Annotated in this window: 11 protein-coding genes; 3 read left to right on the top strand and 8 right to left on the bottom strand. The window is 69.1% G+C overall.

Features of this window, described 5'->3' with window-relative positions; all coding sequences use genetic code 11:
• Nucleotides 1–2: 2 nt before the first annotated feature.
• Together prfA and rpmE are read right to left on the bottom strand one after the other, a co-directional pair.
• On the bottom strand, nucleotides 3–1067 hold the full coding sequence (prfA, locus tag ACWGE0_RS31935) for a peptide chain release factor 1 (protein WP_452264629.1): 1065 nt from the start codon (nucleotides 1065–1067) through the stop codon (nucleotides 3–5).
• Between the two features lie 100 nt (nucleotides 1068–1167).
• Nucleotides 1168–1380, bottom strand: coding sequence for a 50S ribosomal protein L31 (rpmE, locus tag ACWGE0_RS31930; RefSeq protein ID WP_452264628.1), 213 nt, complete (start codon nucleotides 1378–1380; stop codon nucleotides 1168–1170).
• Nucleotides 1381–1659: 279 nt separating this feature from the next.
• Here rpmE and ACWGE0_RS31925 point away from each other — a divergent pair, with 279 nt between their 5' ends.
• Nucleotides 1660–2022 carry a hypothetical protein gene (locus ACWGE0_RS31925; protein WP_452264627.1) on the top strand — a complete coding sequence of 121 codons (363 nt, stop codon included), beginning with the start codon at nucleotides 1660–1662 and terminating at the stop codon, nucleotides 2020–2022.
• A gap of 333 nt (nucleotides 2023–2355) precedes the next feature.
• Here the strand turns inward: ACWGE0_RS31925 and rho are convergent, their stop codons facing one another.
• The 6 genes from rho to argS form a co-directional block, all read right to left on the bottom strand.
• Nucleotides 2356–4416 carry a transcription termination factor Rho gene (gene rho, locus ACWGE0_RS31920; RefSeq protein WP_452264626.1) on the bottom strand — a complete coding sequence of 687 codons (2061 nt, stop codon included), beginning with the start codon at nucleotides 4414–4416 and terminating at the stop codon, nucleotides 2356–2358.
• Nucleotides 4417–4736: 320 nt separating this feature from the next.
• Nucleotides 4737–5591 (bottom strand): homoserine kinase, encoded by an 855-nt coding sequence (gene thrB, locus ACWGE0_RS31915; RefSeq protein WP_452264625.1) that lies wholly within the window; start codon nucleotides 5589–5591, stop codon nucleotides 4737–4739.
• The gene (gene thrC / locus ACWGE0_RS31910; RefSeq protein ID WP_452264624.1) at nucleotides 5588–6640 is read right to left on the bottom strand and encodes a threonine synthase; all 1053 of its coding nucleotides are present in this window, start codon (nucleotides 6638–6640) and stop codon (nucleotides 5588–5590) included. The genes thrB and thrC overlap by 4 nt, the downstream gene beginning before the upstream one ends.
• An 11-nt stretch (nucleotides 6641–6651) precedes the next feature.
• The gene (locus ACWGE0_RS31905; protein WP_452264623.1) at nucleotides 6652–7944 is read right to left on the bottom strand and encodes a homoserine dehydrogenase; all 1293 of its coding nucleotides are present in this window, start codon (nucleotides 7942–7944) and stop codon (nucleotides 6652–6654) included.
• A gap of 27 nt (nucleotides 7945–7971) precedes the next feature.
• Entirely contained in the window at nucleotides 7972–9390 is a 1419-nt protein-coding gene (gene lysA / locus ACWGE0_RS31900) for a diaminopimelate decarboxylase (RefSeq protein ID WP_452264622.1), read from the bottom strand.
• The gene (argS, locus tag ACWGE0_RS31895) at nucleotides 9390–11018 is read right to left on the bottom strand and encodes an arginine--tRNA ligase (RefSeq protein ID WP_452264621.1); all 1629 of its coding nucleotides are present in this window, start codon (nucleotides 11016–11018) and stop codon (nucleotides 9390–9392) included. The genes lysA and argS overlap by 1 nt, the downstream gene beginning before the upstream one ends.
• A gap of 169 nt (nucleotides 11019–11187) precedes the next feature.
• Between argS and ACWGE0_RS31890 the strand changes: the two genes are divergently transcribed.
• Together ACWGE0_RS31890 and ACWGE0_RS31885 are read left to right on the top strand one after the other, a co-directional pair.
• Complete coding sequence (locus ACWGE0_RS31890; RefSeq protein WP_452264714.1) at nucleotides 11188–12018, top strand: DUF3105 domain-containing protein; 831 nt, start codon at nucleotides 11188–11190, stop codon at nucleotides 12016–12018.
• Nucleotides 12018–12725, top strand: a complete 708-nt coding sequence (locus ACWGE0_RS31885; protein WP_452264620.1) for a DUF305 domain-containing protein — start codon at nucleotides 12018–12020, stop codon at nucleotides 12723–12725. The genes ACWGE0_RS31890 and ACWGE0_RS31885 overlap by 1 nt, the downstream gene beginning before the upstream one ends.
• The last annotated feature ends 149 nt before the right edge of the window (nucleotides 12726–12874 follow it).

The raw sequence follows: 12874 nt of genomic DNA, 5'->3' as shown, positions 1-12874 counted from the left end.
GATTAACCGCCTGCGAGCCGTTCTGCCCGGTCAGCGGCGGCCAGAGCGTCCACCACCGCGTCCAGGTCGCCGTCGAGCACCTGGTCCAGGTTATGCGCTTTGTACCCAACCCGGTGATCAGAGATGCGTGATTCGGGGAAGTTGTAGGTCCTCACCCGTTCACTCCGGTCGACCGTCCGGATCTGGGTGCGACGTGCGTCACTCTGCTCCTGCGCCTTCTGCTCCTCGGCGAGCGCCACCAGGCGACTCTGGAGGACCTGCATGGCGCGGGCCTTGTTCTGCAGCTGGCTGCGCTCGTTCTGGCAGGACGTGACGATGCCGGTCGGCAGGTGCGTGATGCGGACCGCGGAGTCGGTGGTGTTGACCGACTGCCCGCCCTTGCCGCTCGACCGGTAGACGTCGATGCGCAGGTCCTTCTCGTCGATCTCGACCTCGGCGGTCTCCTCGGTCTCCGGGAAGACGAGGACGCCGGCGGCGGACGTGTGGATGCGGCCCTGCGACTCGGTGACGGGCACGCGCTGCACGCGGTGCACGCCGCCCTCCCACTTCAGCCGGCTCCAGACGCCGTCCGGGGTCGTCGCCTTGGCCTTGATGGCGACCGTGACGTCCTTGAACCCGCCCAGGTCGGAGTCGGTGCCGTCGAGCATCTCAACCTTCCAGCCCTGACGCTCCGCATACCGCGTGTACATGCGCAGCAGGTCGCCGGCGAACAGCGCGGACTCCTCGCCGCCCTCACCGGACTTGATCTCCAGCAGCACGTCGTCGCTGTCGTGCGGGTCGCGCGGCAGCAGGAGTTCGGTGAGCTTCTCCTCCAGCTTGGGGAGCTGCTGTTCGAGCTGCTCGACCTCTTCCTGGAAGGACCGGTCCTCAGCGGCGAACTCCTTGGCCGCCTCGAGGTCGTTCTTGACCCGCTCGATCTCGCGGGAGGTCTGCACGATCGGCCCGAGCTGGGCGTACCGCTTGCCGAGCTTGCGCGCCCTCGCCTGGTCCGCGTGCACGCCGGGGTCGGCGAGCGTCTTCTCGAGCTCGTCGTACTCGGCGAGCAGGCTGTCCAGCGACTGCGACACGGTCTGTGGCTCCCTGTGTTGGGTTCCTGATGATGGACGCTGAAACGGCAACGGCGCCCGACCTCGGCTCGCTTGCCGAGGTCAGGCGCCGTGAAAGCAGCTACTTGTTGCGCTTGCCGTACCGCGCCTCGAAGCGCGCGACGCGACCGCCGGTGTCCAGGATGCGCTGCTTGCCCGTGTAGAACGGGTGGCAGTTCGAGCACATCTCGACGCGGACCTCGGCCGCCGAGGTGGTGCTGCGAGTGGTGAAGCTGTTGCCACAGCTGCACGACACCTGGGTCGTGGTGTACTCGGGGTGGATTCCAGTCTTCAAGATCTTGTCCCTTTCAAGGATGGCCGCCGGGTCCCTGTTTGTGAGCGGGTGAACCGGAGCCGGACTCGACCGTTTAGTTTGCCAGACCGTGCAACACGTGCAAAAACGCGGTTGTTCCCGAGAGCGCTCCGGCGCGTTTGACGTGGTTGATGTCACAACCGCTTAACCCCCCTGATAGGCCGTTCGGCGCAAGGTGTGGCCGTTCAACCACATACGGCTCGGTGGTGGTGGTTGTCACCGTTCAAACTGTGTGCCGTGTTCTGCACCGCCGAGCGGCCCATGAGCCAGCGCCTGTGGCTGGCCGTGCCGTTCCTGTTCTCCGCCGCCGTGTTCGGCCTGATGGGGTCGGCAGGGCTGATCACCACGTCCTGGACCACGGTGCCGCTGTCGCCGGTCGTGTCCGGTGCCGGCGTGGCGGTCGCGGCTGCCGTGTCGGGTGGCGTGCAGTGGAGGCGGTCGTGGCAACGGCACTGGCTGCGGTGGCCGTACCTGGCGGCAGTGCTGGCGTTCGGGGTCCTGGTGGGCGCGGTGGAGGTTCCCGCGCTGGTCACGACCGTGGTGGGGTTGCCGGTGCTGCTCGGGCTGGTGTTCCAGTGCCTGGTGCAGAACGACGAGAGCCGGCCGACCGCGGACTGCCGCTGACCGTCGCGCGCCGCTGACCAACGGCCGTGGACGCGGCGTGGGAGTCCATCGCCGCTGCGCGACGATTGCGATTGGGGCTTGACCTCGAGCCTCTGGCGAGGCGCTGAATCGGCCGGAAAAGGCCGGTAGCTTCGCGACCGGCCGAGCCCAGCAGGGAAGCACCTCGCCCCCTCGAGGTAAAGCCCCAATCGCAACGCCTGGGTGTGCACCGCTGCCCGCTGTGCACCGCTGCCCCGCGGCGGGTGCCTGACCTCGGCGTTCGAGTGAACAGACGTGAAAAGACCCCCGGTGACCTGCACCGGGGGTCTTTTCACGTGAAACTTGCGCGGGCCGTCAGTCCTGCTCGGAGCCCGGCGTCGTCTTCGCCACCTGCATCAGGAACTCGATGTTGGTGCGCGACTTGCGGAGCCGGTCGAGCAGCAGGTCGATGGCCTGCTGGCCGTCCAGGGCGTGCAGCACGCGGCGGAGCTTGTGCGTGACCGCCATCTCGTCCGGGGAGAGCAGGAGCTCTTCCTTGCGAGTGCCCGAGCTGTCGACGTCGACGGCCGGGAAGGTGCGCTTGTCGGCGATCTTGCGGTCGAGCTTGAGCTCGGCGTTGCCGGTGCCCTTGAACTCTTCGAAGATCACCGAGTCGCCGGCGGAACCGGTCTCGACCAGCGCCGTTGCGATCACCGTGAGGGAGCCGCCGCCTTCGATGTTGCGGGCGGCGCCCAGGAAGCGCTTCGGCGGGTAGAGCGCCGTGGAGTCGACACCACCGGACAGGATTCGTCCGGAGGCCGGGGCTGCCAGGTTGTAGGCGCGGCCCAGGCGGGTGATCGAGTCCAGCAGGACGACGACGTCGTGGCCCATTTCGACCAGGCGCTTGGCGCGCTCGATCGCGAGCTCCGAGATGGTCGTGTGGTCCGACGGCGGACGGTCGAAGGTCGAGGCGATGACCTCGCCCTTCACCGAGCGCTGCATGTCGGTGACCTCTTCCGGACGCTCGTCCACCAGGACGACCATCAGGTGGCACTCGGGGTTGTTCGTCGTGATCGCGTTCGCGATCGACTGCAGCACCGAGGTCTTGCCGGCCTTCGGAGGCGACACGACGAGGGCGCGCTGGCCCTTGCCGATCGGCATCACCAGGTCGATGACACGGGTGGTGAGGATGTGCGGCTCGGTCTCCAGGCGCAGACGCTCGTTCGGGTAGAGCGGCGTCAGCTTGGTGAAGTCCGGGCGGTTGCGCGCCTCTTCCGGGTCCAGGCCGTTGATCTTGTCGACGCGGACCAGCGGATTGAACTTCTGGCGCTGCTGCTCACCGTCGCGCGGCTGGCGGACGGCGCCGGTGAGGGCGTCGCCACGGCGCAGGCCGTACTTGCGGACGAGCGAGAGCGAGACGTAGACGTCGTTCGAACCGGCCAGGTAGCCCGACGTGCGGACGAACGCGTAGTTCTCCAGCACGTCGAGGATGCCCGCGACGGGGAGCAGGACGTCGTCGTCGCGGACCTCTGTCTCGCGGTCCGGACGCTCGCCGCCCTCGCTGCGGCCACCGCGGCGGCGACGGTCGCGGAAGCGGCCACGACGGCCATCGCCGTCGTCGTCACCCTGCGGGCCGCCACCCTGGCGGTCGTTGCGATCACCGCGGTCACCGCGGTCGCGGTTGCGGTCACGGCCGCCCCGGTCACCACGGTCGCCGCGCTCGTTGCGGTCGCCACCACGGTCCTGGCGCTCGGAACGGTCGGAACGCTCACCGCGGTCCGGACGCTCGGTGCGCTCACCACGGTCCTGGCGCTCGGTGCGCTCGCCCCGGTCCTGACGCTCGCCGCGGTCGGAACGCTCAGCGCGATCCGGACGCTCGGTGCGCTCGGGACGTTCGGCGCGCTCAGGACGCTCGGTGCGCTGCTGCTCCTGCTGCGGCTGCTGGCCCTCGCCCGCTTCGGCGTTGCCGCCACCACGGCCGGAACGGCGGCGACGGTTTCCACGGCGCCCGCCCTCCTCGGAAGAGCGGCCACCGTCGTCGGCAGCGACGGACTCGGCGGCGGCAGGCTTGTCCGCTACCTCGAGCTGCTGCTGAACAGGCTTTTCAGCGATCTTTTCGACCACTTTGGCGGCCGGCTTCTCGGCAGGTGCCTTCGCGGTGGCCTTCTCGGCTTTCGCGGGCTTCTCCGCTTTGGCAGGGGCGCCAGAGCCCTGCTTCTCCTTGATGGCCGCGATGAGGTCGCCCTTGCGCAGACCTGCGGTTCCGGTGATGCCCATTTGGCCGGCGAGCTCGCGCAACTCAGCGAGCACCATGCCGGACAGACCCGCGCGGCGGCGCGGCGTCGTGCCGTTCGATGGGGTGGACAGAGCGTTCTCCTCGGCTCCAGAACCAGCGGCAGCTGCGACTTCGCTGCTCAGCAAATCGGTGTTGGTCACACAAGTCCTTCCTGACCAGGCCCCGCCTCCTACGCGGCCCAGCGGACCCGCCTTCCCACTTCAGCGGGGAACGGCGGTCAAGTCCGATGAAGACGGAAGCACGACGGCTTCCCTCAAGCACGGGACTTTTCTCAGATCACACGGCGATCGGGTGCCTCTTTTGCGTTCGCCCCGCCCGCACGGCACAGAGCCGGAACGCAAAAGGATTGCGACTCGGAACGAGTGTCCGAGCGCGACACCGGCGCCCGTGCGCGCGGTGACTGATCGCCCCCGAGAGTAGACGCCGGTCCCCCACCATGCAACAACCGGGGTCGGGCGTGTCAGTCCAATGGCCGAACGCGCACTCCGGAGGAGTCGACGTCGAGTCTCCGCACGTCGAAGCCGTGCACGTCCACCTCCGCGGGGAGGTCGCCGAACGCGATCACGGTGGGTCCCGCTCCGGACACGCAGGCGGGAACACCGAGCTTGCGAAGATCGTTGATCACCCGAACGGTGTCGGGCCACGCGGGCTCGCGGTAGTTCTGGTGAAGTCGATCCTCAGTCGCAGCAAGGAGAACGGACGGGTCCCTCGTCAACGCGTGCACCGCCAGGGCGGCTCGCCCCGCGGCGTGCGCGGCGTCGGCGTGCGGCACTTCGGCCGGAAGCAGGCCGCGCGTGGTCTTCGTGGACGACTCCTGCGACGGAATCAGCACGACCGGGCGCACCCGTGCGTCAGGTTCCGCTCGCACCGCGCGGTATCGCTCTCCCTCGGACCACGCAACAACAACGCCGCCATACAAAGAAGCAGCCGCGTTGTCCGCGTGCCCCTCGAACTCAGCAGCGATTTGCAACGCGTCCGTGTCCAACTCGCGACCCATCAGGGTGAATCCGGCTACGACACCCGCCACGATCGCGGCGGCCGACGAGCCCAGCCCCCGCGCGTGCGGAATGGTGTTGTGACACCTCAGGGCGAGGCCGCCGGTGTACCCGGTCGCGCGGACGGCCCGCACGACGAGATGGGTCTCGTCGAGCGGGACCTCACCCGAGCCGGCACCGTCCACGACGATCGAGAGGCCGTCGACACCTTCGCCGCCGGCCACCTCGACCTCGTCGTACATCCCGAGCGCCATGCCCAGCGCGTCGAACCCCGAACCGAGGTTCGCGGTCGACGCCGGGACGGAAACGAGGAACTTCACGCAAGCTCCAGCGCGTGTGCGACGGCGCCGGGGTCGACCGGGACCGGCTCGACCTCCGTGGTGCCAAGCAACGCGGTGTCGGGGTCCTTCAGACCGTGACCGGTGACGGTGCACACGACCGTCGAGCCCTTGGGCAGGCGCCCGTCCTCGGCGGTCATCAGCAGACCGGCGATGGACGCGGCCGACGCGGGCTCCACGAAGATGCCCTCGGACGACGCCAGCAGCCGGTACGCGGACAGGATCTGCTCGTCGGTGACGGCGTCGATCAGACCGCCGGACTCGTCCCGGGCGTTGATCGCACCCGTCCACGAGGCCGGGCTGCCGATCCGGATGGCGGTCGCGATGGTCTCCGGGTTCGCCACCGGCTCGCCGCTGACCAACGGGGCCGCGCCCGCGGCCTGGAAGCCGAACATGCGGGGCAGGCCCTTGTCGTACGACGTGTAGCCCTTCCAGTACGCGGTGATGTTGCCCGCGTTGCCGACCGGCAGGCAGTGCACGTCCGGCGCCTGGCCGAGCACGTCGCAGACCTCCCACGCGGCGGTCTGCTGGCCGACGAGCCGCACCGGGTTGACCGAGTTCACCAGCGTGACCGGGTACTCGGCCGCGGTCTTCGACGCCAGCTCCAGGCAGTCGTCGAAGTTGCCGTCGATCTGCAGGATCTTCGCGCCGTGCATGACGGCCTGCGCGAGCTTGCCCATCGCGATCTTGCCGCTGGGCACCAGCACGGCCGCCGTCAGACCGGCCTTGGCCGCGTAGGCGGCGGCGGACGCCGAGGTGTTGCCGGTGGAGGCGCAGATGACGGCCTTGAGACCGGAGGCGAGCGCGTACGTCATGGCCACGGTCATGCCGCGGTCCTTGAACGACCCGGTCGGGTTCGCACCCTCGACCTTGACCCACACGTCCGAACCGGTAGCCGCCGACAGACGCTTGGCGTGCACCAAAGGCGTGCCGCCCTCGTGCAGCGTCACGACCTCCGCGCCCGCCGGAATCTCGATGCGGTCCCGGTAGGCGTTGATGAGACCGGGCCAGCCTGCTCTGACAGTGCTCACTCGTTCGGGGCTCACTCTTCGCCCTCCACCCTCATCACGCTGACGACGTCCCGCACCACGGGCAGGCCACCGATTTTGTCCACAGTGGACCGCAGCGCGGCGTCGGTCGCCGCGTGCGTGACGATCACCAGACTGGCGTCCTCGATGCGGCCTTCCTGGCGCACCGCGGCGATGCTCACGTCGTGCTCGGCGAACACCGCGGCGACCTGCGAGAGGACACCGGGCTTGTCCGCCACGTCGAGGCTGATGTGGTAGCGGGTCGGCGTGTTTCCCATGGGCTGCGCGGAAAGCGCGGCGTAGGCCGACTCGCGCGGACCACGTCCGCTCGCGACCATGTTGCGCGCCACGGCGACCAGGTCGCCGACGACCGCGCTCGCCGTCGGGGCGCCACCGGCACCCTGCCCGTAGAACATCATCTCCCCCGCCGCGTCGGCCTCGACGAACACGGCGTTGAACGCGCCGTTGACGCTCGCCAGCGGATGCGTCCTGGGGATCATCGCCGGGTGAACTCGAACGGCGACTGATTCCTGGCCGGACGGGCTGGTGACGCGCTCGCAGATCGCGAGCAGCTTCACCGTGCGGCCGAGCCCCTTGGCCGCCGCGATGTCCGCCGCGGACACCGCACGGATGCCCTCGCGGTACACGTCCGACGCCGTCACGCGCGTGTGGAACGCAAGGGACGCAAGGATCGCGGCCTTCGACGCGGCGTCGAACCCGTCGACGTCCGCGGTCGGGTCGGCCTCGGCGTAACCGAGGCGCGAGGCCTCCTCGAGCGTCTCGGCGTAGCCGGCACCCGTGGCGTCCATCGCGGACAGGATGAAGTTCGTCGTGCCGTTCACGATGCCCATGACCCGCGTGATCCGGTCTCCCGCAAGGGATTCCCGCAACGGTCGCAGCAACGGGATCGCGCCGGCGACGGCGGCCTCGAAGTAGAGGTCCGCCCCGGACGCGTCGGCCGCCTCGAACAGGTCAGGACCGTGCTCGGCCAGCAGCGCCTTGTTCGCCGTGACGACGGACTTGCCGTTGCGCAGCGCCTCCAGCAGCAGGCCGCGCGTCGGGTCGATGCCGCCGATGACCTCGACGATCACGTCCACGTCGTCCGACTTCACCAGCGCCGCGGCGTCCGTGGTGAGCAGGTGCTCCGGTACTTCACGATGCTTGTTCGGCCTGCGCACGGCGATGCCCGCGAGCTCAACCGGCGCGCCGATGCGCTGGGTGAGGTCCTCGGCCTGGTCCGTCAGCAGCCGGACTACCTCGGTGCCCACCGTGCCGCACCCGAGCAACGCGACACGAATAGGTTTCACGGGGCCCGCCTCTTTGACTGACACTGCCTATACCTCCAGACGGAACAGATCGTCCTCGGTCTCACGACGCAGCAACAGCCGCGCCTCACCGTCGGTCACCGCGGCGAGCGCGGGCCTCGGAAGTCGGTTGTACCCGCTCGCCATCGAGTAGCAGTAGGCCCCGGTCGCAGCGATCGCCACCAAGTCTCCCGGTGCGAGGTCGTCCGGCAACCAGCAGTCACGAACCACGATGTCGCCGGACTCGCAGTGCTTGCCGACGACGCGGCACAGCACGGCCCGCGACTCCGGCTCCGCGGCGCGTGAGACCAGTTTGCAGTCGTAGACCGCGTCGTAGAGCGCCGTGCGGATGTTGTCGCTCATGCCGCCGTCGACGCTGACGTACCGGCGGCGCGCGCCACCGTCCAGCTCGACGTCCTTGATGGTGCCGACCTCGTACACGGTGACCGTGCCGGGGCCGACGATCGCGCGGCCGGGCTCGACCGCGATGCGAGGCATCTCCAAGCCGTTGTGCTCGCACTCCTTCTGCACGATGTTGTGCAGCTGCCGCGCGAGTTCGGCGGGCGGGGGCGGGTCGTCGTCCGGCGTGTACGCGATGCCGAGGCCGCCGCCGAGGTCGACGACGGCGAGCGTCGGGATGTCGCCGTGCTCCTTGCGCACGTCCGCGAGCAGGCCGATGACGCGGCGGGCGGCGACCTCGAAGCCGGACGCGTCGAAGATCTGCGAGCCGATGTGGCTGTGCAGGCCGACGAGCTGGAGGCCGGTCGCCTTGAGCACGCGGCGCACGGCTTCCGCGGCGTCGCCGGAGGACAGCGAGAAGCCGAACTTCTGGTCCTCGTGGGCGGTCGCGATGAACTCGTGCGTGTGCGCTTCGACGCCGACCGTCACGCGGATCAGCACCGGCTGCACCACACCGCGTTCGCGCGCGATCTGGTCGAGGCGCGCGATCTCGTGGTACGAGTCGAGCACGATGCCGCCGACGCCCGCCTCGACGGCCGCGGTCAGTTCTTCGACGCTCTTGTTGTTGCCGTGCAACGCGATGCGCTCGGCGGGGAAGTTCGCCCTGAGCGCGATCGCGAGTTCGCCGCCGCTGCAGACGTCGATCGAGAGGCCTTCCTCGGCCACCCACTTCGCGACCTGGACGCTCAGGAACGCCTTGGAGGCGTAGTGCACGAGCGTCGGGTCGCCGAACGCCTCGGCGTGCTCACGGCAGCGTGCGCGGAAGTCCTGCTCGTCCATGACGAACAGCGGGGTGCCGTACTGCTCGGCGAGCCCGCGCACGTCCACTCCCGCGAGTTCCACGACGCCAGAAGCGTTCCTGGAGGCGTTGCGCGGCCACACCGTCGGGTGCAGGTAGTCGAGCTGGTCGGCGGTGCTGGGGCGGTCACCGGCGGTGCTGCCGGGGACCATGACGTCGGCGTGCCGGGGTCCGGCCGGGTGCGCGCGCATCACATGCGCTCCGGGGCGCTCACGCCGAGCAGGCCGAGGCCCGCGGCGAAGACACGCCTGGTGGCGTTGACGAGCTGAAGCCTGACCTGGTGCAACGGAGTCGTCTCCTCATCGCCGCGCGGAAGCACGCGGCAGTCCTGCTGGAAGCGGTGGTACGTGCCCGCGAGCTCTTCGAGGTAGCGAGCGACGCGGTGCGGTTCACGCAGTTCGACGGCGGTGGCCACCACTCGCGGGAACTCGCCGATGGTGCGGATGAGGTCGCCCTCGCGCTCGTGGGTGAGCAGCGCGAAGTCCTCTCCAGGGGTGATGCCGAGATCGGCGGCGTTGCGAAGGATCGACGACGTGCGCGCGTGGGCGTACTGCACGTAGTAGACGGGGTTCTCGTTGCTGTGTTTGCGCAGCAGGTCGAGGTCGATGTCCAGACTGGAGTCGACGCTCGACCGGATCATGGCGTAGCGGGCGGCGTCCACCCCGACCGCGTCGACCAGGTCCTCCATCGTGATGACGGTGCCCGCGCGCTTGCTCATCCGCACCGGCTGGCCGTCGCTGACGAGGTTCACCAGCTGGCCGATCAGCACCTCGACGCTGTCCGGATCGTCGCCCAGCGCGGCCGCGGCGGCCTTGAGGCGCGCGATGTAGCCGTGGTGGTCCGCGCCGAGCATGTAGATGCAGAGGTCGAAGCCACGGCCGCGCTTGTCGACGAGGTAGGCGATGTCGCCGGCGATGTAGGCCGGGTTGCCGTCGCTCTTGATGACGACGCGGTCCTTGTCGTCACCGAAGTCCGTGGACCGCAGCCACCAGGCGCCGTCCTTCTCGTACAGCGAGCCGTTGGCCTTGAGCTTGGCGATCGCCTCGTCCACGCGGCCGCTCTGGTGCAGCGAGTCCTCGTGGAAATAGACGTCGAAGTCGGTGCCGAAGTCGTGCAGGCTGCTCTTGATCTCCTCGAACATCAGCCCGACGCCGACCCTGCGCACCGTCTCGGGGTCGCTCAGCGCACCCGGCTCCCGGCGCAGCACCTCGGCCGAGATGTCGCTGACGTAGGTGCCCGCGTAGCCGTCCTCTGGGGCCGGCTCGCCCTTCGCGGCGGCGATCAGGGACCGGACGAACCGGTCGATCTGCGCGCCCGCGTCGTTGAAGTAGTACTCGCGGGTGACCTCGGCGCCACGGGCTTCGAGGACCGTGCCGAGCGCGTCACCGACCGCGGCCCAGCGCGCGCCGCCCAGGTGGATGGGGCCGGTCGGGTTCGCGGAGACGAACTCCAGGTTGATCCGCTTGCCGGCCAGCTCGGAGCCGGTGCCGTAGCCGTCCTCCAGCGCCGCACGAACGATCGCGCCCTGGGCCTCGGTGGCGATGGTGAGGTTCAGGAAGCCCGGACCTGCGACGTCGGCCTTCGCGATGGCGGACTGGGCGAGCAGGGCCTCGGCGAGCCACGTGGCGAACTCGCGGGGCTGGACGCCGACCTTCTTGGCGAGCTGGAGCGCGATGTTCGTGGCGTAGTCGCCGTGCTCGGGGTTCCTGGGTCGCTCGACCGTCACCTGCCGTGGTGCGGCGGTGGCGTCCAGGCCTCGGTCGGCCAGCAACTGGGCAACCGTGTTCCTGACCAGATCGGCGAGCGCTTCAGGGGTCACAGGCGATGAGTTTAGAGAAGCGTTGTCGCAGGTCTCGACCGGGTTACCGGGTCTCGGAGGGTGAGACGGCAAGTGTTAACGCGGACGTGGTATCGCCCTGCGCTGACAGTGATCAGACACGATGTCCCTACACTGGCGCCGGTTGACCAGGACGACATCTGAGGCGGACATGACCAGCGGCAAGAAGACGAAGGCCACACGCAGCAGCGTGGCCGCAGCCCGTTCCTCGGTGGTGGGCAGCAAGCCTAAGCCGTGGGGCACGATCATCGCGGTGATCGCGGTGCTGGGGCTCGCGGGCGGCGTTTTCGGATATGCGTACTCGCAGATCCACGCGAACAACGTCAAAGAGGCCGCCCTGGCCAAGTGGAAGCCCTCGGACACGAACAAGGACCCGTCGACGCAGCTCGCGGGCATCGTGACCAAGGAGTACAAGGGCTCGAAGCACGTCGACCCGACCCAGCGCGTCGCCTACGACCAGACCCCCGCTTTCGGCGGCCCGCACGACTCGCAGTGGGCCGACTGCACCGGCGTCGTCTACGACAAGGCCGTGCGCACCGAGAACATGGTCCACGGCCTCGAGCACGGCGCCGTCTGGATCGCCTACAACCCGGACCAGGTCAAGGACGACGCGCTCGCGAAGCTCAAGGCCAAGGTCGAGGGCATCCCGTACATGATGCTGTCGCCGTTCCCCGGCCTCGACAAGCCGATCTCCCTTCAGTCCTGGGGCCACCAGCTGAAGGTCGAGAAGGCCGACGACGAGCGCGTGGACCAGTTCGTCTCCTCGCTGCTGCGCAACCCGAACACCTACCCCGAGGTCGGCGCGTCCTGCGAGAACACGCAGTTCCTGTCGAACCCGGCCCCGTTCGTCGCCGAGAAGCCGGGCGCCGACGCGGTGCCGATGGACGGCGGCAAGGACGAGTCGACCACCGAGGGCCAGCAGGGCCAGGCGCCCGCCAGCACGCCTCCGTCGGGCTCCGCCTCGACGCCGCCGTCGAGCTGATGACTGCGCCTTCCGACACCGATTCCGCAGAGACCGAGGTGTCCGAGCGCCCTTCCGGGGTGGCTCGGACCCTCGTGATCGGCGCCGCCGTACTCGCCGTGCTGTTGTTGGGCGCGGCGGTCGGTTTGCTGGTGAAGCTGCCCGGCTCGACGAACTCCGCGGTCCCGGCCTCCGGCTCCGTGGACGTCGGCTTCTGCCAGGACATGTCCCAGCACCACCTGCAGGGCATCCAGATGGCGAACATCGCCCGCGATCGCTCGAGCGATCCGGCGATCCGCCAGCTGGCGTTCGACATCGCCTCCACCCAGCTGGAGCAGGTCGGCCGCATGAAGGGCTGGCTGATGATGTGGAACGAGCACGAGCAGAACGTCTCCGGCGTCTACATGGCCTGGATGAACGACTCGGGCGTGCACGGCCACGGCGCCACCACCCCCGAGGCGGGCAAGCCGCTGATGCCGGGCATGGCCGTCACCGACGAGCTGGCCAAGCTGCGGACGATGCCCGCCGGCCGTGACTTCGACGTGTACTTCCTGCAGCTCATGCTCCGCCACCACATGGGCGGGGCACCGATGGCCGAGTACGCCGCGACGAAGGCCGGCCAGCCGTTCGTCCGGACGCTGGCCGACAACATGCTGAAGTCGCAGTCTTCCGAGACCGAGCTGATGAAGGACTACCTGGCGAAGCGCGGAGCCGCCCCGCTGCCGTAGCCATCCGGTTGTCCGTGCGTGAGGGCCGTCCCCAGGTGGGGGCGGCCCTTTCGCTTTGCGGTCATGGCGTCTGCAAGTACCACCAACCCAACATCAACAGGCCTGTAACCACACCCAACCTGTTCGGCACTCACCGAACAGGTTGGGTG

It is taken from the genome of Lentzea sp. NPDC054927 (assembly GCF_053610285.1).
Note: the sequence above shows the minus strand (reverse complement) of the source record. Positions and strands in the feature narration are given on the sequence as shown.

Excerpts from the sequence above, each read along its gene's own strand:
- lysA (WP_452264622.1), bottom strand. The coding sequence starts at position 9,390 with ATGCGCGCGCACCCGGCCGGACCCCGGCACGCCGACGTCATGGTCCCC.
- ACWGE0_RS31925 (WP_452264627.1), top strand. The coding sequence starts at position 1,660 with ATGAGCCAGCGCCTGTGGCTGGCCGTGCCGTTCCTGTTCTCCGCCGCC.
- ACWGE0_RS31885 (WP_452264620.1), top strand. The coding sequence starts at position 12,018 with ATGACTGCGCCTTCCGACACCGATTCCGCAGAGACCGAGGTGTCCGAG.
- ACWGE0_RS31890 (WP_452264714.1), top strand. The coding sequence starts at position 11,188 with ATGACCAGCGGCAAGAAGACGAAGGCCACACGCAGCAGCGTGGCCGCA.